Genomic DNA, 26,093 nt, shown 5'->3' with positions numbered 1-26,093 from the left:
TCCTTCTTCTCTGCGCCTCCGCGCCTCTGCGCGAACCAACCCCTTCTTCTTTCGGCGCCGTACAATGACCGATTTCCTGCTCGAACTTCGCTCCGAAGAAATCCCTGCGCGGATGCAGGACAAGGCGCGCGACGATCTCGCGCGGCTGTTCGCTGCCGAGCTGGGCAAGGCGGGGCTCGCCGCCGGATCGCTCGTCACCTATGCGACGCCGCGGCGGCTGGTGCTGATCGCGCGCGACCTGCCCGCCGAGACGCAGGCGGTGTCCGAGGAGCTGAAAGGCCCCAAGGCGAGCGCGCCGCCGCAGGCGCTGGACGGCTTCCTGCGCAAGACGGGGCTGACCCGCGAGCAGCTCGTCGAGCGCGACGGGGTGCTCTATGCGGTGACCGACAAGCCCGGCCGGGCGACGACCGCGGTGCTCGCCGAGGCGATCCCGGCGATCATCCGCGGCTTTCCGTGGCCCAAGTCGATGCGCTGGGGGGCGGCCTCCGCCTCGACCGAGTCGCTGCGCTGGGTGCGGCCGCTGCACGGTATCGTCGCGCTGTTCGGCGAGGAACTGGTCGAGGTCGAGATCGCCGGCATCCGCTCCGGCTTCGCGACCTTCGGGCATCGCTTCCACCATCCGGGGCAGATCACGATCGGTTCGGCGGCGGATTACGTCGAGAAATTGCGCGCCTGCCACGTCATCGTCGATCAGGACGAGCGCCGCGCGCTGATCCGCGAACGCGCCACCGCGCTCGCCGCCGGGGCGGGGCTGGTGCTGGTCCAGGACGAGGGGCTGGTTGCGGAGAATGCCGGGCTGACCGAATGGCCGGTGCCGCTGCTCGGGCGGTTCGACGCCGATTTCCTCACCGTGCCGCCCGAGGTGATCCAGCTCACCGCGCGGGTGAACCAGAAATATTTCGTCTGCCGCGATGCGGACGGTGCATTGGCCAATGCCTTCGTCTGCACCGCCAATATCGAGGCAACCGACGGCGGCGCGCAGATCGTCGAGGGCAATCGCAAGGTGCTCGCGGCGCGGCTGTCCGATGCGCGCTTCTTCTACGAGACCGATCTCAAGACGCCGCTCGACGCGCAGGCGGCGAAGCTGGCGAACATCGTCTTCCACGAGAAGCTCGGCACGGTCGCTGACAAGGTCGATCGCGTGGCGAAGCTGGCGCGGTGGCTGGTCGAAGAGGGGATCGTCCAATCTCCCTCTCCCCTTGTGGGAGAGGGAAGGGGCCCGCTCGCGTCAGCGAGTGGGAAGGGTGAGGGGGATAGCGCATCCCTGACCACTCCCCCTCACCCTTCCGCGCCTTCGGCGCTCCCTCCCTCTCCCACAAGGGGAGAGGGAATGACGCTGGCCGATCGGGCGGAGCGGGCGGCGCGGCTCGCCAAGGCGGACCTCGTCACCGGCATGGTCGGCGAATTCCCCGAATTGCAGGGGCTGATCGGCGGCTATTACGCCGCCGCGCAGGGCGAGCCGCGGGAGGTCGCCGAGGCAGTGCGCGACCATTACAAGCCGGTCGGGCAGGGCGACGACGTGCCGACCGCGCCGGTGACGGTGGCTGTGTCGCTGGCGGACAAGCTCGACAGCATCACGCAATTCTTCGCCGCCGACCTGCGGCCGAGCGGGTCGAAGGATCCGTTCGCGCTGCGACGGTCGGCGCTCGGCGTGGTCGCGCTGATCCTCGACAATGGTCTGCGCTTCCCGCTCGGCCGGGTCGCGGATCGTGCGGTGCTCGACTTCTTTGCCGACCGCCTCAAGGTGCAGCAGCGGGAGGCCGGCGTCCGCCACGACCTGATCGATGCGGTGTTCGCGCTCGGCGGCGAGGATGATCTCGTCCGCCTGCTCGCCCGCGTCCACGCCTTGCAGGCGTTCGTCGCGACCGAGGACGGCGCCAACCTGCTCGCGGGCTACAAGCGCGCCGCCAATATCCTCAAGAAGGAGGGCCATGCGCCCGCCGGTGACGGCGCGGTGCAGGCGCTCGGCTATACCCCCGAACCCGCCGAGGCGGCGCTGATCGCCGCGCTCGACGCGGCCGAGCCCGCCGCCACCGCGGCGGTCGCGGCGGAGGATTTCGAGGGGGCGATGGCGGCGCTCGCGTCGTTGCGTGCGCCGATCGACGCCTTCTTCGAGGGCGTGATCGTCAACGATCCCGATTCCGCCAAGCGTGCCGCGCGGCTCGCGCTGCTGGACCGGGTGCGCGCGGCGGTGCATGCCGTCGCCGATTTCTCGAAGATCGAGGGATAGCGACACGTTTCTCAGGCGTACGATATGCTTACCATCCTCCCCGGGGCAGGCATCAGACCGTAGCTAAGGACCAGCGATGACCCAATACGTGTACCGTTTCGGTGGCGGCGTTTCGGACGGCGGGAAGGGCGACAAGAATCTGCTCGGCGGCAAGGGCTCGAACCTTGCCGAGATGGCGTCGATCGGCCTGCCCGTGCCGCCGGGCTTCACCATCTCGACCGCCATGTGCACGACCTATTACGACGAGGGCGAGCAATTCCCGCAAAGCCTGCGCGACGAGGTGGCGCAGGGGATCGCGCATATCGAGGGGATCACCGGCAAGAGCTTCGGCGATGCGGCCAATCCGCTGCTCGTCTCGGTGCGCTCGGGCGCGCGCGTGTCGATGCCGGGGATGATGGACACCGTCCTCAACCTCGGGCTCAACGATGCGACGGTCGAGGGGCTTGCCGCCAAGTCGGGTGACGAGCGGTTCGCGTGGGACAGCTATCGGCGCTTCATCCAGATGTATGCCGACGTGGTGCTCGAACTCGATCACGGCGCGTTTGAGGAAGCGCTGGAGATCGCCAAGGAAGACAACGGCTTCACGCTGGATACCGAGCTGAGCGCGACCGACCTCAAGGCGCTGGTCGCCGAATATAAGGGGCTGGTCGAAAAGGAATGGGGCAAGCCCTTTCCGCAGGACGTCCACGACCAATTGTGGGGCGCGGTCGGCGCAGTGTTCGGCTCGTGGCAGTCGGAGCGGGCGAAGGTCTATCGTCGCCTGAACGACATCCCCGCCGACTGGGGGACCGCGGTCAACGTCCAGGCGATGGTGTTCGGCAATATGGGTGAGACGTCGGCGACCGGCGTCGCCTTCACCCGCGATCCGTCGAAGGGCGACCGCGCCTATTATGGCGAATTCCTCATCAACGCGCAGGGCGAGGACGTCGTCGCCGGGATCCGCACGCCGCAATATCTGACCAAGGCGGCGCGCGAGGAGGCGGGCGCCAAGCCCGCGTCGATGGAAGAGGCGATGCCCGCGGTCTATGGCGAGCTGGCGGCGGTGTTCGACCGGCTCGAGACGCATTATCGAGACATGCAGGACATCGAGTTCACCGTCGAACAGGGCAAGCTCTGGATGCTCCAGACGCGCTCGGGCAAGCGGACCGCCAAGGCGGCGCTGAAGATCGCGGTCGACATGGCGAACGAGGGGCTCATCACCCGCAACGAGGCGATCCTGCGCGTCGATCCGATGGCGCTCGACCAGCTTCTCCACCCGACGCTCGATCCCGATGCGCCGCGCGACGTGATCGCCAAGGGCCTGCCCGCCTCTCCGGGTGCCGCATCGGGCACTGTCGTGTTCGACGCCGACACCGCGGAGAAGCGCAAGGCGGCGGGCGAGTCGGTCATCCTCGTGCGCGTCGAGACGTCGCCGGAAGACATTCATGGCATGCATGCCGCGACCGGTATCCTCACCGCGCGCGGCGGCATGACCAGTCACGCCGCGGTGGTGGCGCGCGGCATGGGCCGGCCGTGTGTTTCGGGTGCGGGGTCGCTGTCGATCTCGGCCAAGGACAAGGTGATGAAGGTCGCCGGGCGCGAGGTGCGCGAGGGCGATACGATCACCATCGACGGCACCAGCGGCGAGGTGATGTTCGGTTCGGTCGCGACGGTGCAGCCCGAGCTCGCCGGCGATTTCGGCGTGCTGATGGAATGGGCCGACGGCGTGCGCCGGCTCAAGGTCCGCGCCAATGCGGAGACGCCGCTCGACTGCCAGACCGCGCGCGATTTCGGTGCCGAGGGCGTCGGCCTGTGCCGTACCGAACATATGTTCTTCGACGCCGACCGGATCACCGCGGTGCGCCAGATGATCCTCGCGCAGGACGAGACGGGCCGCCGTGCCGCGCTCGAGAAACTGCTGCCGGCGCAGCGCAGTGACTTCACCGCGATCTTCGAGGTGATGGCCGGCCTGCCGGTGACGGTGCGGCTGCTCGACCCGCCGCTGCACGAGTTCCTGCCGCACGAGGAGAATGAATTCGCCGAGGTCGCCGCGGCGGCCGGCGTCGCTATCGACGAACTGAAGCGTCGCGCCACCGAGCTGCACGAATTCAACCCGATGCTCGGCCATCGCGGCTGCCGGTTGGGCGTGACCTATCCGGAGATCTACGAGACGCAGGCGCGGGCGATCTTCGAGGCGGCGCTCGACGTCGCGGAGAAGTCGGGGAAGGCGCCGATTCCGGAAGTGATGATCCCGCTGGTCGCGACCAAGCGCGAGCTCGACCTGATGAAGGCGGTGGTCGACAAGGCCGCGCAGGTGGTGTTCGCCGAGCGCGGCAAGACGATCGACTATCTGGTCGGCACGATGATCGAGCTGCCGCGCGCGGCGCTGAAGGCGGGCGAGATCGCCGAGACGGGCGAGTTCTTCTCGTTCGGGACCAACGACCTGACCCAGACGACTTTGGGCGTCAGCCGCGACGATGCGGCGCGTTTCCTCGGCGCCTATGTCGAACAGGGCATCTACGCCAAGGACCCGTTCGTCAGCCTCGATATCGAGGGCGTCGGCGAACTGGTGCAGATGGCGGCGGATCGCGGCCGTGCGACCCGGCCCGACATCAAGCTCGGTATCTGCGGCGAACATGGCGGCGATCCGGCGAGCATCGCCTTCTGCGAGAAGGTGGGCCTGGATTACGTCTCGGCCTCGCCGTACCGCGTGCCGATCGCGCGGCTGGCGGCGGCACAGGCGGCGCTGAAGTAAGCGTCAGTGCTCCTGCGAACGCAGGAGCCCAGGGTCGCGGGCGCTGCGCTTCTTGGCTCTGGGTTCCTGCGTGCGCAGGAACACGGGGTCTCGATTGACGCTGCGGCGCCCGTCCCGCTATCGCCGCGGCAAAGACAGGAGAGTCACGGGCGATGAACAAGCTCTATCCCGATGCGTCGGCGGCGCTCGACGGCCTGCTGCACGACGGCATGACGATCTGCGCGGGCGGCTTCGGCCTGTGCGGCATCCCCGAACGGCTGATCGACGCGATCCAGGCATCGGGCGTCACGGGCCTCACCATCGCCAGCAACAATGCCGGGATCGACGGCGAGGGGCTCGGCAAGCTGCTGCGCACGCGGCAGGTCAGGAAGATGATCTCCAGCTATGTCGGCGAGAACAAGGAGTTCGAGCGGCAATATCTGAGCGGCGAGCTGGAGGTGGAATTCTGCCCGCAGGGGACGCTCGCCGAACGCTGCCGCGCCGGCGGCGCGGGCATTCCCGGCTTCTATACGAAGACCGGCGTCGGCACGTTGGTGGCCGAGGGCAAGGAGGTGAAGAGCTTCGACGGCGAGGACTATATCCTCGAACGCGGCATCCGCGCCGACCTGAGCATCATCAAGGGCTGGAAGGCGGACGAGAGCGGCAACCTCATCTTCCGCAAGACCGCGCGCAACTTCAACCAGCCGATGGCGACCGCGGGCAAGGTGTGCGTCGCCGAGGTCGAGGAGGTGGTGCCGGTCGGCAGCCTCGATCCCGATCATATCCATCTGCCCGGCATCTATGTGAAGCGGCTGATCGTCGGCAGCCCCTACGACAAGAAGATCGAGTTCCGCACGGTGCGGGCGCGCGAGGCGGCGTGATGCGGCGGGCGGGGTTCGCGCTGGCGGCGGCGGCGCTGCTGGCGGGTTGCGGCGGCGAGCGCACGCCTGTCGCGACGCTGCCGGCGCCGGGCCAGACCTATACCGCCGACGGCAGGCTGGTGCGGATCACCGGGCTGACCGCGCTCCCGCCGCCGACCGGCGCGGTCGCGGGCGCTGCTGCGGATACGCGGGCGGTACCGCCGCAATTCCAGTATCTCTACGGTTCGGCGGAGGCGGCGGCGCTGAGCCGGCAGGGGTTCCGCGCGCTCGTCTCCTATGCCAGCTATCGCCGCGCGGCGGGCGACAGCGTCGTGCTCAGGCCGGGGGCGACGCTCGCCGCGCCGCAATGGCATGCGTGCGAGGGCAAGCCGCGCGCGGCGGTGTTCGACGCGGACGAAACGGTGGTGCTCAACCTCGGTATCGAGGCGCTGGCGGCGCGCGATCCCGCCGCGCCGTTCGATCCGGCGCAATGGGCGCGCTGGGAGCGGACCGGCGCCAAGGCGGTCGCGCCGGTGCCGGGCGCGGTCGAGGCGTTCGCCGCGCTGCGCGCCGCCAACATCATGGTCATCATTAACAGCAATCGCGGCGCCGCCACCGCCGCCGGCACGGTCGCCGGGCTGAAGGCGGCGGGGCTGGGCGACTTCACGCCCGGTACCGACCTGTTCCTGCGCGACGGGCCGAGCGGCAAGGACGCGCGCCGCAGCGCGATCGCCGCGCGCTATTGCGTCGTCGCGATGGCGGGCGACCAGCTCGGCGATTTCAGCGACCTGTTCAACGCGATCCCCTCCGCCGCCGAGCGCCGCCGTGTCGCCGACAGCGGCGCGATCGCCGATCTGTGGGGCAACGGCTGGTTCGTGCTGCCCAACCCGGTCTACGGCAGCGGGCTCAAGGGCGGGTTCGACGAGGTGTTTCCCCTCGACAAACGCTGGAGCGATACGCCGTGAAACCGTCGAAGCCGCGCGCCATCCCCTTGTCCGCCATCCCCAATCTCGGCGCCAGATCGGCCGAGGTCGCGCGGATCTGGATCACCGACCGGTCGGGCTCGACCGTGGTGATCGATGCCGGCGTGCTCGGCGACGCCGAGATGTTCGGCGTGCTGATGGCCGACACGATCGGCCACGCCGCCAAGGCGCATGCGCAGGCGCTCGGCATGGCCGAGGCGGAAGCCGCGGCGCTGATCTGGCGCGGCCTCGACGGCGCGCGCCCCGACCTCGATCCCGACGCCGTCGCGACGATCGCCAACCATCCCGGAGGACTGAACTGATGGCCACGCAAGCGAAGGGCTGGGACCGCAACCAGATGGCGGCGCGCGCCGCGCAGGAGCTGCGTGACGGCTATTACGTCAACCTCGGCATCGGCATCCCGACTTTGGTCGCCAACAATATCCCCGCCGGGATCACGGTGACCTTGCAGTCGGAGAACGGCATGCTCGGCATCGGCCCGTTTCCCTATGACGACGAGGTCGACCCCGACCTCATCAACGCCGGCAAGCAGACGATCAGCGAATTGCCGCAAAGCGCCTATTTCGGCAGCGAGCAGAGCTTCGCGATGATCCGCGGCGGGCATATCGACCTGACGGTGCTCGGCGCGATGGAGGTGAGCGAGGGCGGCGACATCGCCAACTGGATGATCCCCGGCAAGATGATCAAGGGGATGGGTGGCGCGATGGACCTCGTCGCCGGGGTCAAGCAGATCATCGTCGTGATGGATCACAATGCCAAGGACGGCAGCCCCAAGTTCATCCCCGCCTGCACGCTGCCGCTGACCGGCAAGAACGTGGTCGACATGATCGTCACCGACCTCGCGGTGTTCCGGCGGCCGGATCACCAATCGCCGTTCCGGCTGATCGAGCTGGCGCCGGGCGTGACCGCGGATGAGGTGGCGGCGAAGACGACGGCGCGGTTCGACCGGTAATGGATCTCGGCGCCCCCGATACGCCCCGCTGGGTGCAGCGGTTCGCCAATTTCGACGGGGCTTTGGTGTTGCTGCGGGAGGGCGTGGAGCTGCTCGACGGCGATGTTCACCCGATCGTGCAGGAGGGGGTTATCCAGCGGTTCGAATATACGTTCGAACTCGCCTGGAAGACGCTGAAGGACTTTCTGGTCTGGCGTAAGGTCACGCTGGAGCGCAGCGGACCCGGCGACGTGCTCCGCACGGCATTCGCCTTCGGCTATATCGAGGAAGGGCCGATCTGGATGGACGCGCTGGATGCGCGTAACGAAATGTCGCACGTCTACCGCCGGCAGGCGTTCGAGCGGGTGGTCGCTGATATCCGGGCGCGCTTCCTCGAGCGATTCGAAGATTTGCACCTGATGCTGATGCTCGAACGGGCAAAGCTTGGCTGACGCGGACGGCATCGTGATGTCGGAACGGGACCGGGCCATCGTACGGTCCGTGCTCGCGCCCTTCGCCGATCGGATCGATCGGGTCGGCGTGTTCGGATCGCGGGCGCTCGGGACTGCGCGTCCGGCGTCCGATATCGATCTCATATTATGGGGCGATATCGATGGCAGGACTTTGGCACGATTGGCGACATTGTTCGGTGAAAGCAGCCTCGCCGTATCGGTGGATGTGATCCTTTATGGTCCCGAACTGGCCGCAGCGTTGCGACGGCATATCGACCGGGTAGCCAAGACGCTTTTCATACGTGCCGATCTTCGGACCGAGGTCGTTCAGACCGGAATCAGGGGCTAGGCAGCAGCCGGTCGGACGATTCCCCGCTATGAATAGATAGTCGAGATGGGACCTGCAGCCATGGGTTACGTGCTGATCACCGCCAATCGCAATTATTCGAGCTGGTCGCTGCGGCCGTGGGCGTTGATGACGGCGCTCGGCATTCCGTTCGAGGATCGGATCGAACCCTTTACGGCGGCAAATAACTGGGAGGCGTTCCGCGCCTTTTCGCCGAGTGGGCAGGTGCCGGTGCTGGTCGACGGCGATCGCACGGTCTGGGACTCGCTCGGCATCACATTGTATCTCGCCGAACGGCACGACGGCGTCTGGCCGCGGGACGCGGCGGCGCGCGCCTGGGCGATGTGTGCGGTGACCGAAATGCATGGCGGCTTTTCGGCGCTGCGCAACGAGCGGATGATGAACATCGGCGTCCGCGCGGCTCCGCATCCGGCGTCGCCGGCGCTCGATCGCGATGTTGCGCGGGTCAAGGAATTATGGGCGGAAGGGCTCGATCGCTTCGGCGGTCCGTGGCTGGCGGGGGATCGCTTCACCGCGGTCGAGGCCTTTTACGCGCCGGTCGCGTTTCGCGTGCGGACCTTCGGGATCGACGTTGGCGATGCCGGAAGTCGCTGGTGCGAAAGCCTTTTCGCGCATCCCGCGATCAAGGCATGGGAAGCGGCGGCGCTGACGGAAACATGGCGCGAGCCGGCGCATGAAGACGAGATGCGCGCGTGCGGCACGATCTTCGAAGATCATCGCGCGCTTTAATATCACAGGCAACAATCTGTCGCACAGGCTTTCGCTCGCGCATCATTTCCGTTAACGGGCGCGCATCATGGCTTCCCGACCGCAAACGCTGTACGAAAAGATCTGGGCTGCTCATGTCGTCGAACGGCGCGACGACGGCACCTGCCTCATCTACATCGACCGGCACCTCGTCCATGAGGTGACCAGCCCGCAGGCGTTCGAGGGGCTTCGTGTCGCTGGCCGGCGCGTGCGGCGGCCCGAGCTGACGCTCGCGGTGCCCGATCACAACCTGCCGACGACGCCGCGCGTCGATGCCGCCGGGCGGATGCTGCCGATCGCCGATCCGGAAAGCGCGCAGCAGCTCGATGCACTGCGCCGCAATACCGCCGAATTCGGTGTCGACTATATCGATGCGACCGCGGCGGAGCAGGGCATCGTCCATGTCGTCGGGCCGGAACTGGGCTTCACGCTGCCCGGCACGACCCTGGTGTGCGGCGACAGCCATACCTCGACGCATGGCGCCTTGGGCGCATTGGCGTTCGGCATCGGCACCAGCGAGGTGGAGCATGTGCTCGCGACGCAGACGCTGCTGCTCAGCCAGTCGAAGACGATGGAGGTGCGCGTCGACGGCACGCTCGGCTTCGGCGTCAGCCCCAAGGACGTGATCCTCGCGATCATGGGCCGGATCGGAGCGGCGGGCGGAACCGGCCATGTCATCGAATATACCGGCGAGGTGATCCGCGCCATGTCGATCGAGGGGCGGATGACCGTCGCCAACATGTCGATCGAGGGCGGTGCGCGCGCCGGGCTGGTCGCGCCCGACGACGTGACCTTCGCCTATCTGAAGGGGCGACCGATGGCGCCGCAGGGCGAGGCGTGGGACAAGGCCGTCGCCTGGTGGCGCAGCCTCGCCACTGATCCCGCCGCGACCTACGACAAGAGCGTGCGGCTCGACGCGACCGATATCGCGCCGGCGCTGACCTGGGGAACGAGCCCCGAGGACGTCGTGCCGATCACCGGCGTCGTACCGGAGCCCGAGAGTTTCGCCGATCCCGCCAAGCGCGCGGCGGCGCAGCGCAGCCTCGATTATATGGGGCTGACGCCGGGGACGGCGATGCAGGACGTTCCCGTCCAGCACGTCTTCATCGGCAGCTGCACCAACAGCCGGATCGAGGATCTGCGCGCCGCCGCCGCGGTCGCCGAGGGGCGGCACGTCGCCGACGGCGTGCGCGCGATGGTCGTGCCGGGATCGGGGCTGGTCAAGCGGCAGGCGGAGGCCGAGGGGCTCGACCGGGTGTTCGTGCAGGCCGGGTTCGAATGGCGCGAGCCGGGCTGTTCGATGTGCCTCGCGATGAACCCCGACAAGGTGCCTGCGGGGGAGCGGTGCGCGTCCACGTCGAACCGGAATTTCGTGGGTCGACAGGGACCTGGCGCGCGCACACACCTGTTGTCGCCAGCCATGGCGGCGGCGGCGGCGGTGACCGGGCGGCTCGCCGACGTACGGGATCTGATGGGAGCGACGCGATGAAGAAGGTATTGGTATTGCTGGTGGCGGGCGCGATGATGAGCGGCGTCGCCGCCTATGTCGCGGGCGCGCGCGTGCTTGCGCATCCGGTCAAGACCGAACGCTAGAAGGCGCCGACATGCAGCCCGTCACGACCGTTACCGGCACCGCTTATCCCTGGGGTGCCAAGAACATCGACACCGACATCATCATCCCGGCGCATTGGCTCAAGACCATCACACGCTCGGGGCTGGCGCGCGGCGCGTTCGAGACGGTGCGCGCGCAGCCGGGCAACGTCTTCGACGATCCGCGCTATGCCGGTGCGCCGATCCTGATCGCCGGCGACAATTTCGGTTGCGGGTCGAGTCGCGAACATGCCGCCTGGGCGCTCGCCGACATGGGGGTGCGCGCGGTGATCGCACCGAGCTTTTCCGACATCTTCTCGGGCAATGCGTTCAAGAACGGCATCGTGCCGGTGGTGCTGCCGCAGGAGGCGGTGGATCGTCTCGTCGAGGTGGCGAAGGACCAGCCGGTCACCGTCGATCTCGAGACGATGACAGTGACGACGCCCTATCAGGACCGCTTCGCCTTCGACCTCGATCCGTTCCGCCGGCAATGCCTGATGGAGGGGCTGGACGAGATCGGCCTGACGATGGCAAGGGATACCGCGATTTCGAAATTCGAGGGCGCGGTGGATCAACATCGCCCCTGGATCGCGAGCAGGAGCGGTTATGCGGGCATTGCTGTCGACGGCGTCGGGCGGACCTGACACTCTAGAACTCACCGAGCTGCCCGATCCGGCACCGGCCAAGGGCCAGGTGCGGATCGCGGTCAAGGCCTGCGCGATCAACTATCCCGACGTCCTGATCATTGAGGACAAATATCAGTTCAAGCCGCCGCGCCCGTTCGCGCCGGGCGGCGAGATCGCCGGCGTGATCGACGCGCTCGGCGAGGGCGTCAGCGACTGGCAGGTCGGCGACCGCGTGATGGGGGTGATCGGCCATGGCGGCCTCGCCACCAGCATCGTCACCGAGCCGCAGCGGCTCTATCGCCTGCCCGTGGAGCGCGACTTCGCCGAGGGCGCGGCGCTGATCCTCACCTATGCGACGACGATCCATGCCTTGCTCGACCGCGGGCGGTTGCAGGCGGGCCAGTCGCTGCTGGTGCTCGGCGCGGCCGGTGGCGTCGGGCTGGCGGCGATCGAACTCGGCAAGGCCTATGGCGCGCGCGTCGTCGCGGCGGTGTCGTCGGATGAGAAAGCGGCGGCGGCGACCGCCGCGGGCGCGGACGAGACGATCGTCTACGGTCGCGCGCCGTTCGACAAGGAGGCGTCGAAGGCGCTCGCCGAACGGTTCAAGGCGGCCGGCGGGCGCGGCGGGTTCGATGTGATCTACGATCCGGTCGGCGGCGATTATGCCGAGCCGGCGCTGCGCGCGATCGGCTGGGAAGGGCGCTATCTCGTCGTCGGCTTTCCGGCCGGCATCCCGAAGCTGCCGCTCAATCTGACGCTGCTCAAGAGCTGCGATGTCTGCGGCGTGTTCTGGGGCGCTTTCGCGGCACGCGATCCACAGGCCAATGCGGCGCATGTCGCGCGGCTGTTCGAATTGTGGCGCGACGGGAAGATCGCGCCGAAGGTGACCGAGACCTTTCCGCTGGAGCGCGGCGGCGACGCGATCGCGAAGATGGCGGCGCGCGGCGCGATCGGGAAGCTGGTGGTCGCGGTCGGCTGACGGTCATCGGATCGCGAAGAAGATCGCGAGCATCAACGCCCAGAGCAACAGCGATATCGCCGATCCGACGACGATGCCGGTGAGCGGCGCGGCGCGGGTGGGCTGCGAATGGCCTCCGGCGGGGACGGGCCTCTTGATCATGATCCTTCTCCTGCGGTCGAGCGGGGTGCTCGCCCTCACATAGTTATCGCATCGTTAACTCTTTTGTTCCGAATGACTTATGTCCGGCACGGGGACTGCGGTTCCGGGCATCCGTTGCGCGTGCGCAGACGCGCCCCTATGTGCGGAGGAGCAAAAAACGGGGTGAGTGACGATGTCCATGTTCGACGACCGTGAGCGCGCCCATGAGGCGGCGTTCGCGCGTGAGGAGGAGATGGCGTTTCGCATCACCGCGCGCCGCAATCGCCTGCTCGGCCAATGGGCCGCGGCGCAGATGGGGCTGACCCCCGAAGAGACCGATTCCTATGCCAAGGCGGTGGTCCAGGCGGACTTCGAGGAATCGGGCGAGGAGGACGTCGTGCGCAAGCTGTTGGGCGACCTGACCGCCGCCGGTGTCGAGACCGACGATGCCGCGGTACGCCGCGCGCTCGCCGAGAAGATGATCGAGGCGCGGCGGCAGCTGATCCAGGCGGAGCAGGGCTGATGCCGATGGCCGCCGACGACATCGCCGCGCTGATCCGCGCCGCCATCCCCGACGCCGAGGTCGAGATTACCGACCTCGCCGGCGACGGCGATCATTATGCCGCCCGCGTCGTATCGGCGAGCTTCGCCGGTCTGCCGCTCCGCAAGCAACACCAAGCCGTATATGCGGCGCTCGGCCAGCGCATGGGCGGCGAACTCCACGCCCTGCAGCTCAAGACCGCCGCCGCCTGAGGATGATGACCATGACTGACGACACCAACGCCCGCATCGACGCCGTCGTGAAGAACAATGCCGTGGTATTGTTCATGAAAGGCAGTCCGCTGTTCCCGCAATGCGGCTTCTCCAGCCGCGCGGTCGCGATCCTCGACCATCTCAACGTCGACTATGAGAGCGTCGACGTGCTGCAGGACCAGGGCATCCGCCAGGGCATCAAGGCCTATTCGGACTGGCCGACGATCCCGCAGCTTTACGTCGGCGGCGAATTCGTCGGCGGATCGGACATCATGATGGAGATGTATGAGAGCGGCGAACTGGCGACGCTGTTGAAGGGCGATACGGCCGCAGCCTGACCGGTGCCGGGTGCGGGTGGGGTCGCGAGACGCGGAAAAGCGATGACCCCACCCTGCTGAAGCGTCGTGACGCTCGGCTGGCTCTCGATATGCAGACGCCGTGCCAATCGTGCGGAGCGGCGGATTTCCGCCGCTTATACGGTTAACGGCCGTCTCGTGCCGCACCGACCTGTAAGCGATCCCGACATCGCCGCATCCCTCTTGACTACGTCCGTAAACGGTACGATTACACCTGTAGTCCAACAGGAGCGTAGCCGTGGTCGAACGAATCAGCGATGCCGAACATGCGGTCATGGAGGTGCTGTGGGACGAGGCGCCGCTTACCGCGCAGGACGTGGCCGAACGCGTCGATCCCGCCCGCGGGTGGAGCGCCAACACCGTCAAGACGCTGCTTGGCCGGCTGCTCGCCAAGACCGCGATCGCGCATGAGGAGGACGGCCGCCGCTATCTCTATCGCCCGCTCGTCGCGCGTGGCGATTATGTGTCGGGCGAATCGAAGCGGCTGATCGACCGCCTGTTCGGCGGTAAATTGACGCCGCTGGTCGCGCATCTCGCCGAGCGCGACGAACTCACCGCGACCGACATCGCCGAGATCGAGGCGCTGTTGAAGGACCTCAAGCAGTGATCGGCTGGCTGGTCGAGGCGCTGATCGCCTCCACGCTCCTGATGGCGCTGGTCATGCTGGTGCGCGCGCCGGTGCGCAACGCCTTCGGGCCGCAGGTCGCTTATGCCCTGTGGGCGCTGCCGTTGCTGCGCCTGCTGCTGCCACCGCTGCCCGCGGCGTGGCAGGAGGTGGCGGCGACGCCGATCAGCCGCGCCAGCGACACGCTCACCATCCTGGTCGCCGATGGCGCGGCGAACGATACGGTGGCGCCGGTGGCGGTCGCCGCGCCGGCGATCGGCTGGATCGTCGGCCTGTTGTGGGCGGCTGGCGCGCTCGGCTTCCTCGTCTGGCACCTGACCAGCCATCGGCGCCACTGCCGCCGCCTGCTCGGCACCGCGGCGAGCATCGAGGAGGTGCGCGGCGTGCACATCATCGCCAGCGAGGCGGCGGCCGGGCCGCTCGCCTTCGGCGTGATGCGCCGCTACGTCGCCTTTCCACTCGATTTCGCCGACCGCTACGACGCCGACGAGCGGGAGCTGGCGCTGGAGCATGAGATCGGCCACCACCAGCGCGGCGACCTGATCGCCAATTGGATCGCGCTCGGCGTGCTGGCGCTGCACTGGTTCAATCCGGTCGCCTGGCGTGCGTTTCGCGCCTTCCGCGCCGATCAGGAACTCGCCAACGATGCTCGCGTCCTCGCCGGCCGATCGACGATCGACCGCCACGCTTATGCCTGCGCCATCGTCAAGGCGGCGCATGGCGGCGCGGTCTCTGCGGCCTGTCATCTGCACACCATCGACGATCTGAAAGGGAGACTCCGCATGCTGTCCACCTCGCCGCGTTCGCGCCGCCGCCTCGCTCTGGGTGGTGCGCTGGTCTCGACTGTCGTGCTCGGCGGGCTCGGCGTGACCGCCTCGGGCACCAGCGCCGCCGCGGCGATCAGCCATCGGGTCGGCAACACGATGGGGATCGACCTGCAGGCGACGTCGGCCGCCCTCGACATGCCCGAGATGCCGGAAACGCCGGAAACGCCGGAGATGCCGGCAATGCCGGCCATGCCGGCGATGGCGGATGCCGCGAAGCCGGCTCCGAGCGTCCGCCGCATCGTCGTCAAGCGGACCGCCACGGACAGCAGCACCCATAGCACGACGGAGAACGGGCACCCCGACGCTCGCGAGCTCCAGGCGATGGTCGACCGGTCGATGCGGACCGTGCCCGAGGTCAGCGAGCGCAATTGCAGCCTCGGCCGGGATGGCGAGGCGCAGCAATTCGTCGTGCAGGGCCGGAAGGGCGGGAAGCGGACGATGGTGATCTGCACCAACCGTATCCGCGTCGCGACTGCCGCCAGCGCTGCCGCCACGGTCAATGCCGCCGAAATCCGCCGCAACGCGATGGCGAGCGCGCTGGCGAGTGTCGAGGCCTCGCGGGCCAGCATCGCCGCCAACCAGCTCATCCCCGCCAGCGGGCGCAAGGAGGCGCTGGCCGAGATGGATTCGGCACTGGCGGAATTGCGCGCGGAGATGGCTTCGCCGGACAAGGATTGATGCGGCCCATCCGGTGTTCCCGCGAAAGCGGGAACCCGGGGCCAAGCAGAGCAACGTCCGATCGCGTACGGGACTCCTGGGCTCCCGCCTTCGCGGGAGCACCGGTGGAGTTCTCCACAGGTCTCGCCATCATCCGGGCGGACGGATTTGGCCGCCGCGTGGCGGCGCGTTCGGGACGACCGCCGCCGCCGGGTGCCACCCCCACCGGTCATCGCCTCTTGCGCTCCGCCGCGCATCGCGCCACATCCGACCCAATGGCCGAGCATCCGACCGGTATCCCGATCCAGCTCGAGCCGCTCGTCACCCGTGTGCTCGCGCCCAATCCGTCGCCGTATACCTATGGCGGTACGCAGACGCATGTCGTCGGCGGCCGCGACCTTGCGGTGATCGATCCGGGTCCCGACGACGCCGCGCACGTCGAGACGCTGCTGCGGGTGATCGCCGGGCGGCCGGTCCGTGCGATCGTCATCACCCATCATCATCGCGACCACAGTCCCGCCAGCCGGCCGCTCGCCGCCGCGACCGGCGCGCCGATCGTCGGTGCCGCGCCGGTGCATGTCGCCAGCGAGACGCCCGGACTGGATGCGGCGTTCGACGCGGCCTATGCGCCCGATCGCGTGCTGGACGAGGGCGAGAGCGTCGCCGGCGACGGCTGGACGCTGACCGCGCTGGCGACGCCGGGCCATACGTCGAACCATCTCGCCTTCGCGCTGCCCGAGACGAAGGCGCTGTTCTCCGGCGATCACGTAATGGGCTGGGCGACGAGCGTGATCTCGCCGCCCGACGGCGACATGGGGCAGTATATGGCGAGCCTCGACAAGCTGCTCGGCCGCGACGATCGTATCTATTATCCCGGCCATGGCGAGGCGGTGGACCAGCCGCAGCGGCTGGTGCGCGGCATGCTGGGGCATCGCAAGCAGCGCGAGGGGCAGATCCTGCGGCTGGTGCGCGAGGCGCCGCTGGCGCTGGAGGAGATGACGCGGCGGATGTACGTCGGGCTCGACCCGCGTTTGATCCCGGCGGCGCAACGATCGGTGCTCGCGCACCTCTATGATCTGCAAAGACGGCAACGGGTGAGCGAGGAGGGTGACGTATGGCGGAGCAGCGAATGAGCGATCCGATGCCCGACGCCCCCGCGACGCCGGCGGTCCGGTCGTCGACCGGTTCGTTCCTCGGCAAGGCGGCGGGGATCATCGTGCTGCTCGCGCTTGCCGTGCTGATCGGCCTGTGGGGCGTGCAGCGCTACGTCGAGCGCCGGCTGTCGCCCGATCCGACCACCGTCGCCAGCGCGAGCCTGCAAGGGCTGCGCGAACAGAACCGCCTGTCCGCCTTCGCCGCGCGCTTCGTCGCGGTGAGCACGTCGCGCCAGTCGCAGCTCGGCCTGTCGACCGAGAAGACGCTGATCATGCCCGGCCTGGTCCGCTACGAGGTCGATCTCGGCAAGCTGACCCAGCGCGACGTCGCCTGGGATCCCGACAGCCGGACGCTGTCGGTGCGGTTGCCGCCGATCGAACTCGACGGGCCGCAGGTCGATCTTACCGCGATCCGCGAATATGGCAGCGGCGGCATCCTATCGCGGCTGACCGACGCCGACACCGCGCTGGACACCGCGAATCGCCGCGCCGGACAGGCGGAGCTGGTGCGGCAGGCGCGCGATGCGACGCCGATGAAGCTGGCGCGCGACGCGACCCGGCGCGCGGTGGAGAACAGCTTCGTCATGCCGCTGCGCGCCGCCGGGATCGACGCCAGCGTCAAGGTGAGTTTCGCCGACGATCCCACGGCGGCGACCGAGCGGTGGGACGCGAGCCGGTCGCTGGCGGAAGTGCTTGGCAATTCTCGATGACGGCGGGCGTTGAGGGGCGGCGCGCAATCGCCTAACGAGGGCGTTATGGAACTGACCAACAGCTTCGCCGGACTCGACCTGCGCGCCGAGATCGAGCGCCTCCGCAAGGAGCGCAACGCGGTGATCCTCGCGCATTATTATCAGAAGCCGGAGTTGCAGGACCTCGCCGATTTCGTCGGCGACAGCCTCGACCTCAGCCGCAAGGCGCAGGCGACCGATGCCGACGTGATCGCCTTTTGCGGGGTGCGCTTCATGGCGGAGACCGCGAAGATCCTCAGCCCCGACAAGATCGTCGTGCTGCCCGACATGGATGCCGGTTGCAGCCTGGAGGACAGTTGCCCGCCCGACCAGTTCGCTGCGTTCCGCGCCGCGCATCCCGATCATATCGCGCTGACCTACATCAATTGCTCGACCGAGGTGAAGGCGCTGAGCGACGTCATCGTCACCTCGTCGTCGGCGGAGACGATCCTGGCGCAATTGCCGCGCGACCAGAAGATCATCTTCGGCCCCGACCGCAATCTCGGCGGCTATCTCCAGCGCAAGACCGGGCGCGAGCTGCTGCTGTGGCCGGGCGTGTGCATCGTCCACGAGGCGTTCAGCGAAACCGAGCTGATGAAGTTGAAGGCGCAGAACCCCGGTGCGCCGGTCGCCGCGCATCCCGAATGTCCGGCGGTGATCCTCGACCATGCCGATTACGTCGGATCGACGCGCGGCATCCTCGAATTCGCCAATGCCATGCCCGGCGAGACGCTGATCGTCGCGACCGAGCCGCACATCATCCACCAGATGGAGAAGGCGATGCCGCTGAAGAATTTCATCGGCGCGCCGGGGGCGGACGGCAACTGCAACTGCAACATCTGCCCGTATATGGCGCTCAACACGATGGAGAAGCTCTACGTCGCGCTGCGCGACCTGACGCCGCGCATCGAGATCGAGGAGGGCCTGCGCGTCAAGGCGAAGAAGAGCCTCGACGCGATGCTGTCGATGGCCTCGGCGACGGTCGGGCAGGGCGATCTCGGCCCGACGCCGTTCCGCGTGGTGCCGGTCACCGGCGACTGATCCGTCAGTGCGAGGTCGCGGTGGTCGGGGCGAGCAGGTGACGGGCTTCGTTGATGTGGATGCCGACCAGGATCAGCTCCAGCTCGTCCGCCTTCTGCAACGCGGCGGCGAGCAGCTGGTGGAGCTCCTCCAAGGCCTCGCGTTCGGTCATCGCCTTGCTTCCCCGTGATTCGGCGGCGGACCCATGACAATAGGGTCCGCGACGCCATATGACAGGATCGTATACGTATGACGCGCTTTACTCTAGACGGATTCGACCTCGACGGCTTCGTCGCCGCGACTTTGGCGGAAGATCTGGGCGACGGCGGCGACATCACCTCGGCGGCGGTGATTCCGGCGGAGGCGCGCTTCACCGGAGTGATGGACACGCGCGACGCGATCGTCGTCGCCGGACTCGGCATCGCGGAAGCGTTTTTCCGTGCACTCGACCCGGCGGTGCGGATCACCCGGCTGGTCGAGGATGGCGCCCGGGTGGCGGCGCACAGCGAGCTGATGCGGCTGGAGGGATCGGCGCGGGCGCTGCTCACCGCCGAGCGTTCGGCGCTCAACACGGTGCAGCATCTCTCGGGGATTGCGACGCTGACCCGCGCCTATGTCGATGCGATCGCGGATACCGGCGCGGTGCTGCTCGACACGCGCAAGACGATCCCTGGTCTGCGCCGGCTGGAGAAATATGCGACACGTACCGGCGGTGCGCAGAACCACCGGCTCGGCCTGTGGGATGCGGCGATGATCAAGGACAATCACATCGCGGTCGCCGGCGGCATCGCGCCGGCGGTGCAGCGGGCGGTCGCGGCGGGGATCGCGCGGATCATCGTCGAGGTCGACCGGCTCGACCAGATCGCGCCCGCGCTGGACGCGGGGGCGACGCATCTGCTGCTCGACAACATGCCGCCGGCGCTGCTGCGCGAGGCGGTGGCCTCGGTCGGCGGGCGCGTGCCGACCGAGGCCTCGGGCGGGGTGCGGCTCGACACGGTGCGGGCGATCGCGGAGAACGGCGTCACCTACGTCTCGGTCGGGCGGCTGACCCAATCGGCGCCCGCGGCGGATATCGGCCTCGATTTCACGGTGATATGAGCGGCGGCTTGCACGCCCCGCCGGGGCGGCTAGGCTGATATCGAGCAGCAAGGGGAGTTGTCGTGACCAAACCGCCATCCATCGTCCGGTTCGAGCAATTCTATTGGGCGTCGGTGATCCTCGGCCTGATCAATACCGGGCTGAACTGGCGCACGTCGCAGGCCGCTTTGGCCTCCAATCCGATGCTTGCGAGCATGTCGTGGCTGCTGCCGGCGATGCAGGTGCTCGGGCTCGCGATCACGGTGCTGATCTGGTTCTTCATCGTCCGCCGCCCGAGCGTGGTGGCGAAATGGGTGCAGGTGGTGTTCGCGGCGTTCGGCGTGTTCGCGGTCCTCTCGGCGATCGTGCTGATCGCGCTGGGCCGGTCGGCGATCAACGCGCAGCTCGCGCTCGGACTGGTCGCCAACATCCTCTACGTCGCCGCGGCGGTGATGCTGTTCAAGCCGGACGCCAAGGCGTGGTTCGGCGAGGGGCTGGACGAGGACGACGATCTCGACGTGGTCGAAACGCCGGACGCGCCGCGATGGTGATGGCGCGGTTCGCGCTCGTCGCGCTGCTCGCGGCGACCCCTGCCGCGGTGCAGGCGCAGGCCTATCAATGCGCCGCCCCGACGAGCATCGAACGGCCGCACCCGGACCTGCCGAGCGACAGCCAGCCGCGGCGATTGCTGCCGATCGGCGGCTATACGCTGGCGATCACCTGGGCGCCGCAATATTGCCGCGATCACGACCGCGACGGCGGCGCGCGCTTCCAGTGCGCGGCGGGCAACCGCTTCGGCTTCACGCTGCACGGGCTGTGGCCCGACGGCATCGGCAAGGACTGGCCGCAATATTGCCAGGCGACCCCCTTGCTGCCGCGTGCGGTGATCCAGAAGCATATCTGCAGCACGCCGTCGGCGCAGCTGATGCAGCACGAATGGTCGAAGCACGGCACCTGCATGGCCGGCTACAAGCCCGACCGCTATTTCGCCACCTCGACCCGCCTGTACGGCAGGCTGCGCTATCCCGACATGGATGCCTTGTCGCGCGGGCCGCTGACCGCCGGCGGGCTGGCGGCGGCGGTGTCGCGCAGCAATCCGGGGCTCGGGCCGGACATGATGCGGGTGACGGCGACCAAACAGGGCTGGCTCGACGAAATCTGGATCTGCCTCGACAAGGCGTTCCGGTATCAACGCTGTCCAGCGCACCAGGGCGGCCTGTCCGCCGATGCGACGGTGAAGATCTGGCGCGGCGGCCGCTGATCGTCAGCCGATGATCGTCGCCGTCGCCGGATGATGCTTGTCGAGGTGGCGGCGGATGATCCGCAGGTTGCGGGTGTTCGACCGGAAGAAGAAATCTGGGACCGCGCCGACGAAGGGGATGATGCCCAGCGCCCAGTCGATCCCGACGTTGCCGAACATCCGCGCCATCTGCAGCTTCGACATGCCGAGATTGCGGGCTTCCCATACCAGCCACGATCCGATCAGCGCGGCGATCGTGGTGCCGACGACCGGGACGAGATCGAGGATCACGTCGAGCCCGAGCTTGCGGTTGGTGCCGGGGATGGTGAACAGCCCTTCCATCACCCGCTCCATCGCTTCGAGCCGGATGCGGACCGAGGCTGCGTCACGGCCGACCGGCAAGGAGTCGAGCAGCGGACGCGCGTCCAGCGGGCGAGGGCGGGTGGTGGTCATCCCCCCTAATTGGTGTCGTCGCGCAGCCGGTTCAACGGGTGCCAGGCGCGGGCGTTGGGGCGCCATTGGCGCAGCCGCATCGCGACCAGCGACCAGCGCAGCGGCCGCGCGATCGGAATGAACGGCGTATCCGTCGCCAGCGCGGCATCGGCGACCGCGATCAGCCGCGAGCGTTCGGCGAGCGTCGGTGCCTCGCGGGCGGCGACCAGCGCGCCCTGTGCGGCCTCGCCACAGACGACGCAGGCATTGGCGAGATACCAGCGGGCGCTGTCATAGGGCGCGACCTGATCGACCAGCCGCAGTTCGGCATCGTCGTCGGGGCCGACGCGCTGCGGCGTGATGCCGACGGTGAGCAGCGACGCGGCGACCTGCGCATAGACCAGCGTCGCACCCGGCCCGCGCGGCAGCGCGATGCGCAGCACGACCGGCGCGCCATAGTCGGCGACGCGCGTCTGCGCGGCGGCGACGCGCTGTTCGGGGGTGAGCAGCGACCAGCCGGGCAGCGCCGGCGGCGCGGTCGAATCGAGCATGTCGGGCAGGAGGCGTTCGGCGGGTTCCCAATTGGGCATCACCGCGGCGGTGACCGCGGCGCGGTCGATCGCGCCGCTGAGTGCGGCGCGGTTGCCGGCGTCCGCGAGGAAGCCGTCGCGCTTGAGGATCGCGAAGCCGAACAGCCCGGCGGCGGGATCGAGACGGACGTTGGCGGGGGCGATCGACGCCAGGCCGATCAGCGGCCAGTCGAGGAAGGTGCCGCCGGCGACATAATCGGAGTCGCGCGCCGCGAAGCGGACGATGGCGCGGGCGGCGCGCTCGCCGATCAGGCGGACGTCCTGTTCGGGGCGCGTCCGGCGCTGATCGTCGGGATCGGCGCGGCCGGGATCGAAGGCGGGGCGAAGCAAGGGGCTGCGCGTGCCGCGGACGATGCGCATCGGTCCGGCGCCGCCGACGGTGCCGCTGCGCCACAGCGCCAGTTCAGGCTGGGCGAACAGCTTGAGCAGGTCGGGTCGCGGGCGCAACAGCCGCACCTCGATGACCTGCGGCGTCATCGTTACGATCTCGTCGACCGCCGTCAGGAAGGGCAGGAGCGGGTTGCGCGATCCCCGGGCGAGCTGGTGGCGCAATTGCGCGACGACCTGATCGGCATCGACCCTGCTGCCGTCGCTCCACTGCGCCTCGCGCAGCCGGAAGATGTAGCTCATCCCCTGATCGATCACGATCCAGCGTTCGGCGAGCCCGGGTTCGATCTGGCCGCTGCCGTCGAACCGCACCAGCCCCTCGGCCGTGGCATCGAGCAGCAGCCGCGACGGCGTGTCGAGCCGGGTCCGGGCGGGATCGGCGGGGCGTGGCGGTGCCCCGATCGCGCTGACGATCACCGGCCCCGAATCGGGGCGCTGATCGCAGCCGGCCAGCGCGGACGCTCCGATCCCGAGCAGCAACAGGATGGTGCGGACGGCGGGACTCGAACCCGCACTCCAAAGGAAGCCGATTTTAAGTCGGAAGCGTCTACCGATTTCGCCACGTCCGCACACGGTTGCACGACAAGCGCAACCAGCGCCGACCGTCAACCCGCTATGGGCGGGAAGCGCGGTCAGACGTTGAGGCGCGCGCGCATTTCCTTGCCGGGCTTGAAATAGGGGACGCGCTTGGCCTCGACCTCGACGGTCTCGCCGGTGCGCGGATTGCGGCCGATGCGGGCATCGCGGGCGCGGGTGGAAAAGGCGCCGAAGCCGCGCAGCTCGACGCGGCCGTTGGAGGCGAGGCGCCGTGCGATCTCGTCGAAGAAGGTCGAGACGATGGCGTCGACCTCGGCTCCCGACAGGTTCGGGTTCAGCTCACACAATTTTTGAACAAGTTCAGAACGGATCATCGCAAAACTCCCCCCCGGTTGATGCAACCGTGGCTTGATAGAGATCAATGGGGTCCGCGTATAGGGCCAAAATGAACTTAAACATAGAAACTTGGGCTGGACCGGTACGAAACCACTCCAGCCCGAGCCGTCTTACTTCTTGTCGGCGTCCGCGACGCGGGCCTTGAGGGCCTCGCCGAGGATGTTGCCGAGCGTCGCGCCCGAGTCGGACGAACCGTACTGCGCAACCGCCTGCTTCTCTTCGGAGATCTGCATCGCCTTGATCGAGAAGGTGGGCTTCTTCGACCGGTCGAAGCCGGTCACCATCGCGTCGAACTTCTGGCCGACCTGGAAACGCTCCGGACGCTGCTCGTCGCGGTCGCGACCCAGATCCGTGCGCTTGATGAAGCCGGTCGCGCCATCGTCGCCCTGCTGCACTTCGAGGCCCGCGTCGCGGACTTCGAGGACGGTCACGGTGACGATCGCGTTCTTGTTCAGGCGATCGCCCGATGCCGCGATGCCGCCGGCCGACGGGCCGCCGCGCTCGAGCTGCTTCATGCCGAGGCTGATGCGCTCCTTCTCGGCGTCGATGTCGAGCACCACCGCCTGCACGGTCTCGCCCTTGCGGTGCAGGTTGAGGGCATCCTCACCCGACACGCCCCAGGCGATGTCCGACATGTGGACCATGCCGTCGACGTCGTTGTCCAGACCGATGAACAGACCGAATTCGGTCGCGTTCTTGACTTCGCCCTCGACGGTCGAACCGATCGGATGGGCGGCGGCGAACGCTTCCCACGGATTGTTCTGCGCCTGCTTGAGGCCGAGGCTGATGCGACGCTTGTCCTCGTCGACCTCGAGCACGACGACATCGACTTCCTGCGAGGTCGAGACGATCTTGCCCGGATGGACGTTCTTCTTGGTCCAGGACATTTCCGAAACGTGGACGAGGCCTTCGATGCCCGCTTCCAGCTCGACGAACGCACCATATTCGGTGATGTTCGTGACGCGGCCCGACAGCTTGGCGCCGATCGGATACTTGGCCGATGCGCCGTCCCACGGATCCGACTCGAGCTGCTTCATGCCGAGGCTGATGCGCTGCGTGTCCTTGTTGATGCGGATGATCTGCACCTTCACCGTGTCGCCGATCGCGATCATCTCGGACGGATGATTGACGCGCTTGTAGCTGAGGTCGGTGACGTGGAGCAGGCCGTCGATGCCGCCGAGGTCGACGAACGCACCGTAATCGGTGATGTTCTTGACGACGCCGTCGATGATCTGACCCTCGGCGAGGCTCTGGATTAGGCCCGAACGCTGCTCGGCGCGGGTCTCTTCCAGCACCGCGCGACGCGACACCACGATGTTGCCGCGCTTGCGGTCCATCTTGAGGATCTGGAACGGCTGGGGGATGTCCATCAGCGGCGTGACGTCGCGGACGGGGCGGATATCGACCTGGCTGCCCGGCAGGAACGCGACGGCGCCCGACAGGTCGACGGTGAAGCCGCCCTTGACGCGGCCGAAGATCACGCCCTCGACGCGCGCGGTCTTGCTGAACTCGAGCTCGAGCTTGTCCCAGGCGGCTTCGCGGCGGGCGCGGTCGCGGCTGAGCATCGCTTCGCCATGCATGTTCTCGACGCGGTCGACATAGACCTCGACCTCATCGCCGACCTTCAGGTCGGCCTTCTGGCCCGGTGCGGCGAATTCGCGCAGCGGCACGCGGCCTTCGGACTTCAGGCCGACGTCGATGACGGCGAGATCGTTCTCGATGGCGGTGACGGTGCCGTGAACGACACGGCCCTCAAAGCTGTCGGCGCCGCCGAACATGTCATCGAGCATTGCGGCGAAATCGTCGCGGGTAGGAGTGGGCTGGGTAGCCATAGGGTTAGAGTGTCCTCGGGTTTATCTGTTTCCGGCCAAGCGGTTGGATCCGCTGGTCTTGGCTGAAAACGCCGCGGCGACCCCATGCCGGTCGCGGCATCCATTAAGCGTCGGCAGGCGGAGGAATGCGATGCGCTGCTTGCGAAAAGGGCGCGAACGGACCGGCCGGACGCGCCTACCTCCACGAACATCGGCTCGCAGGACCGGCGGGCCATAACCGAAAGCTCGCGTTTTGGCAAGGTAAGGGCACGGACGCGTCCGGCGGTGGGTCCTGGCGGGTCAGGCGGCCCGCGCGACATGGATGTGGACGGTAAGGCCCGCCGCCGTGGCGATGTTGACCAGCGCGTCGAGCGAGAATTTGGCCATCTTGCCCTGCAACAGGTCGTTGAGGCGCGGACGGGTGATGCCGAGCCGGGCGGCGGCGATGTCCTGCGCCACGTTCCAGGACCGGATATGGCTCTTCAACGTCGACAGCAGCTCGGATCGCGCCTGGAGATTCGCCGCTTCTGCCGGGGTATCGGCCAGTGCGTCGAACACACTGTCGAATGTCTGCGCTTCGATCATCATGACCTCCATAGGCTCAAGCGGTGTCTGGCAAGGTCGATATCGCGCTGCGGCGTTTTCTGGGTCTTTTTCCGAAAGGCGTGGAGGACGAGCACCGCATCCGGCAAGGTTGCAAGGTAGATCACGCGGAACGCACCCGATTCCTCACGTACCCGGATTTCACAGACGCCTTGGCCGATAGTCGTCATCGGCTTCCAGTCGTCTGGCAGGCGGCCCTGCTGTACTTGGTGAGGCTGGTGCCCCGCCGATGCCCGTGCGTCCTCCGGGAATTCCCGAAGACGATCGAGACTGTCGCCGACGAAGGTGATCGGTTTCACGGC

31 protein-coding genes and 1 tRNA gene are annotated in these 26,093 nt (G+C 68.0%); 23 read left to right on the top strand and 9 right to left on the bottom strand.

Features of this window, described 5'->3' with window-relative positions:
* Positions 1-64 precede the first annotated feature (64 nt).
* From glyS to MC45_RS10605, 12 genes are all read left to right on the top strand, one after another.
* A complete protein-coding gene (gene glyS / locus MC45_RS10660) occupies positions 65-2,230 on the top strand; it encodes a glycine--tRNA ligase subunit beta (RefSeq protein ID WP_038662822.1) in 2,166 nt (721 codons plus the stop codon).
* A gap of 76 nt (positions 2,231-2,306) precedes the next feature.
* Positions 2,307-4,964, top strand: a complete 2,658-nt coding sequence (gene ppdK / locus MC45_RS10655) for a pyruvate, phosphate dikinase (protein WP_038662819.1) — start codon at positions 2,307-2,309, stop codon at positions 4,962-4,964.
* A gap of 152 nt (positions 4,965-5,116) precedes the next feature.
* Positions 5,117-5,824 carry a CoA transferase subunit A gene (locus tag MC45_RS10650; RefSeq protein ID WP_038662816.1) on the top strand — a complete coding sequence of 236 codons (708 nt, stop codon included), beginning with the start codon at positions 5,117-5,119 and terminating at the stop codon, positions 5,822-5,824.
* Entirely contained in the window at positions 5,824-6,768 is a 945-nt protein-coding gene (locus MC45_RS10645; protein ID WP_245640704.1) for an HAD family acid phosphatase, read from the top strand. Before MC45_RS10650 ends, MC45_RS10645 begins: the two co-directional genes overlap by 1 nt.
* A complete protein-coding gene (locus tag MC45_RS10640; protein ID WP_038662809.1) occupies positions 6,765-7,088 on the top strand; it encodes a DUF5076 domain-containing protein in 324 nt (107 codons plus the stop codon). Before MC45_RS10645 ends, MC45_RS10640 begins: the two co-directional genes overlap by 4 nt.
* Positions 7,088-7,738 carry a CoA transferase subunit B gene (locus tag MC45_RS10635; protein ID WP_038662805.1) on the top strand — a complete coding sequence of 217 codons (651 nt, stop codon included), beginning with the start codon at positions 7,088-7,090 and terminating at the stop codon, positions 7,736-7,738. The genes MC45_RS10640 and MC45_RS10635 overlap by 1 nt, the downstream gene beginning before the upstream one ends.
* Positions 7,738-8,169 carry a nucleotidyltransferase substrate binding protein gene (locus MC45_RS10630; protein ID WP_038662802.1) on the top strand — a complete coding sequence of 144 codons (432 nt, stop codon included), beginning with the start codon at positions 7,738-7,740 and terminating at the stop codon, positions 8,167-8,169. Before MC45_RS10635 ends, MC45_RS10630 begins: the two co-directional genes overlap by 1 nt.
* Positions 8,162-8,518 carry a nucleotidyltransferase domain-containing protein gene (locus tag MC45_RS10625; RefSeq protein WP_052075622.1) on the top strand — a complete coding sequence of 119 codons (357 nt, stop codon included), beginning with the start codon at positions 8,162-8,164 and terminating at the stop codon, positions 8,516-8,518. The genes MC45_RS10630 and MC45_RS10625 overlap by 8 nt, the downstream gene beginning before the upstream one ends.
* A gap of 60 nt (positions 8,519-8,578) precedes the next feature.
* Positions 8,579-9,265, top strand: a complete 687-nt coding sequence (locus tag MC45_RS10620; RefSeq protein WP_038662799.1) for a glutathione S-transferase family protein — start codon at positions 8,579-8,581, stop codon at positions 9,263-9,265.
* 67 nt (positions 9,266-9,332) lie between these two features.
* Positions 9,333-10,772 carry a 3-isopropylmalate dehydratase large subunit gene (gene leuC / locus MC45_RS10615; protein WP_038662796.1) on the top strand — a complete coding sequence of 480 codons (1,440 nt, stop codon included), beginning with the start codon at positions 9,333-9,335 and terminating at the stop codon, positions 10,770-10,772.
* 115 nt (positions 10,773-10,887) lie between these two features.
* Positions 10,888-11,517: a 3-isopropylmalate dehydratase small subunit gene (gene leuD / locus MC45_RS10610; RefSeq protein ID WP_038662792.1), complete on the top strand. Its 630-nt coding sequence runs from the start codon at positions 10,888-10,890 to the stop codon at positions 11,515-11,517.
* On the top strand, positions 11,480-12,478 hold the full coding sequence (locus MC45_RS10605; protein WP_179944534.1) for an NADPH:quinone oxidoreductase family protein: 999 nt from the start codon (positions 11,480-11,482) through the stop codon (positions 12,476-12,478). The genes leuD and MC45_RS10605 overlap by 38 nt, the downstream gene beginning before the upstream one ends.
* Before the next feature lie 3 nt (positions 12,479-12,481).
* Here MC45_RS10605 and MC45_RS19560 read toward each other — a convergent pair whose 3' ends face one another.
* On the bottom strand, positions 12,482-12,619 hold the full coding sequence (locus MC45_RS19560) for a hypothetical protein (protein ID WP_169742544.1): 138 nt from the start codon (positions 12,617-12,619) through the stop codon (positions 12,482-12,484).
* A gap of 172 nt (positions 12,620-12,791) precedes the next feature.
* On the opposite strand from MC45_RS19560, the gene MC45_RS10600 reads away from it, so the two are divergent.
* The 8 genes from MC45_RS10600 (at position 12,792) to nadA (ending at position 18,739) form a co-directional block, all read left to right on the top strand.
* On the top strand, positions 12,792-13,121 hold the full coding sequence (locus tag MC45_RS10600) for a DUF1476 domain-containing protein (protein WP_038662790.1): 330 nt from the start codon (positions 12,792-12,794) through the stop codon (positions 13,119-13,121).
* Complete coding sequence (locus MC45_RS10595) at positions 13,121-13,351, top strand: BolA family protein (protein WP_038662786.1); 231 nt, start codon at positions 13,121-13,123, stop codon at positions 13,349-13,351. The genes MC45_RS10600 and MC45_RS10595 overlap by 1 nt, the downstream gene beginning before the upstream one ends.
* Positions 13,352-13,362: 11 nt before the next feature.
* Entirely contained in the window at positions 13,363-13,689 is a 327-nt protein-coding gene (gene grxD / locus MC45_RS10590) for a Grx4 family monothiol glutaredoxin (protein WP_038662784.1), read from the top strand.
* A 256-nt stretch (positions 13,690-13,945) separates the two neighbouring features.
* Positions 13,946-14,314: a BlaI/MecI/CopY family transcriptional regulator gene (locus MC45_RS10585; protein WP_038662781.1), complete on the top strand. Its 369-nt coding sequence runs from the start codon at positions 13,946-13,948 to the stop codon at positions 14,312-14,314.
* Positions 14,311-15,837 (top strand): M56 family metallopeptidase, encoded by a 1,527-nt coding sequence (locus MC45_RS10580; protein ID WP_038662779.1) that lies wholly within the window; start codon positions 14,311-14,313, stop codon positions 15,835-15,837. The genes MC45_RS10585 and MC45_RS10580 overlap by 4 nt, the downstream gene beginning before the upstream one ends.
* Positions 15,838-16,091: 254 nt before the next feature.
* Positions 16,092-16,949 carry an MBL fold metallo-hydrolase gene (locus tag MC45_RS10575; RefSeq protein WP_038662776.1) on the top strand — a complete coding sequence of 286 codons (858 nt, stop codon included), beginning with the start codon at positions 16,092-16,094 and terminating at the stop codon, positions 16,947-16,949.
* Positions 16,946-17,680 carry a DUF4230 domain-containing protein gene (locus tag MC45_RS10570; protein WP_038662773.1) on the top strand — a complete coding sequence of 245 codons (735 nt, stop codon included), beginning with the start codon at positions 16,946-16,948 and terminating at the stop codon, positions 17,678-17,680. Before MC45_RS10575 ends, MC45_RS10570 begins: the two co-directional genes overlap by 4 nt.
* A 45-nt stretch (positions 17,681-17,725) precedes the next feature.
* Positions 17,726-18,739 carry a quinolinate synthase NadA gene (gene nadA / locus MC45_RS10565; protein WP_038662770.1) on the top strand — a complete coding sequence of 338 codons (1,014 nt, stop codon included), beginning with the start codon at positions 17,726-17,728 and terminating at the stop codon, positions 18,737-18,739.
* Positions 18,740-18,743: 4 nt separating this feature from the next.
* On the opposite strand, the gene MC45_RS19555 is transcribed toward nadA, so the two are convergent.
* Positions 18,744-18,890, bottom strand: coding sequence for a hypothetical protein (locus MC45_RS19555; protein ID WP_169742543.1), 147 nt, complete (start codon positions 18,888-18,890; stop codon positions 18,744-18,746).
* Between the two features lie 77 nt (positions 18,891-18,967).
* On the opposite strand from MC45_RS19555, the gene nadC reads away from it, so the two are divergent.
* The 3 genes from nadC to MC45_RS10550 all read left to right on the top strand — a co-directional run bounded on the left by nadC (position 18,968) and on the right by MC45_RS10550 (position 21,056).
* Positions 18,968-19,816, top strand: coding sequence for a carboxylating nicotinate-nucleotide diphosphorylase (gene nadC, locus MC45_RS10560; protein ID WP_038662767.1), 849 nt, complete (start codon positions 18,968-18,970; stop codon positions 19,814-19,816).
* 62 nt (positions 19,817-19,878) lie between these two features.
* Entirely contained in the window at positions 19,879-20,346 is a 468-nt protein-coding gene (locus MC45_RS10555) for a hypothetical protein (RefSeq protein ID WP_052075621.1), read from the top strand.
* Positions 20,340-21,056 carry a ribonuclease T2 family protein gene (locus tag MC45_RS10550; RefSeq protein ID WP_425423968.1) on the top strand — a complete coding sequence of 239 codons (717 nt, stop codon included), beginning with the start codon at positions 20,340-20,342 and terminating at the stop codon, positions 21,054-21,056. The genes MC45_RS10555 and MC45_RS10550 overlap by 7 nt, the downstream gene beginning before the upstream one ends.
* A gap of 3 nt (positions 21,057-21,059) precedes the next feature.
* On the opposite strand, the gene MC45_RS10545 is transcribed toward MC45_RS10550, so the two are convergent.
* The 7 genes from MC45_RS10545 to MC45_RS10515 all read right to left on the bottom strand — a co-directional run bounded on the left by MC45_RS10545 (position 21,060) and on the right by MC45_RS10515 (position 26,090).
* On the bottom strand, positions 21,060-21,488 hold the full coding sequence (locus MC45_RS10545) for a DUF4112 domain-containing protein (RefSeq protein ID WP_179944533.1): 429 nt from the start codon (positions 21,486-21,488) through the stop codon (positions 21,060-21,062).
* A gap of 5 nt (positions 21,489-21,493) precedes the next feature.
* Positions 21,494-22,924, bottom strand: a complete 1,431-nt coding sequence (locus MC45_RS10540; protein WP_052075620.1) for an ABC transporter substrate-binding protein — start codon at positions 22,922-22,924, stop codon at positions 21,494-21,496.
* 5 nt (positions 22,925-22,929) lie between these two features.
* Positions 22,930-23,013, bottom strand: a tRNA-Leu gene (locus MC45_RS10535).
* A 63-nt stretch (positions 23,014-23,076) separates the two neighbouring features.
* Positions 23,077-23,355, bottom strand: a complete 279-nt coding sequence (locus MC45_RS10530) for an integration host factor subunit beta (RefSeq protein ID WP_052075619.1) — start codon at positions 23,353-23,355, stop codon at positions 23,077-23,079.
* 132 nt (positions 23,356-23,487) lie between these two features.
* Positions 23,488-25,209, bottom strand: a complete 1,722-nt coding sequence (gene rpsA / locus MC45_RS10525; RefSeq protein ID WP_038662762.1) for a 30S ribosomal protein S1 — start codon at positions 25,207-25,209, stop codon at positions 23,488-23,490.
* Between the two features lie 279 nt (positions 25,210-25,488).
* Positions 25,489-25,776, bottom strand: a complete 288-nt coding sequence (locus MC45_RS10520) for a helix-turn-helix domain-containing protein (RefSeq protein WP_245640703.1) — start codon at positions 25,774-25,776, stop codon at positions 25,489-25,491.
* A complete protein-coding gene (locus MC45_RS10515; protein ID WP_038662760.1) occupies positions 25,773-26,090 on the bottom strand; it encodes a type II toxin-antitoxin system RelE/ParE family toxin in 318 nt (105 codons plus the stop codon). The genes MC45_RS10520 and MC45_RS10515 overlap by 4 nt, the downstream gene beginning before the upstream one ends.
* Between the last annotated feature and the right edge of the window lie 3 nt (positions 26,091-26,093).

The organism is Sphingomonas taxi (assembly GCF_000764535.1).
In the GTDB taxonomy this organism is placed as follows: domain Bacteria; phylum Pseudomonadota; class Alphaproteobacteria; order Sphingomonadales; family Sphingomonadaceae; genus Sphingomonas; species Sphingomonas taxi.
Note: the sequence above shows the minus strand (reverse complement) of the source record. Positions and strands in the feature narration are given on the sequence as shown.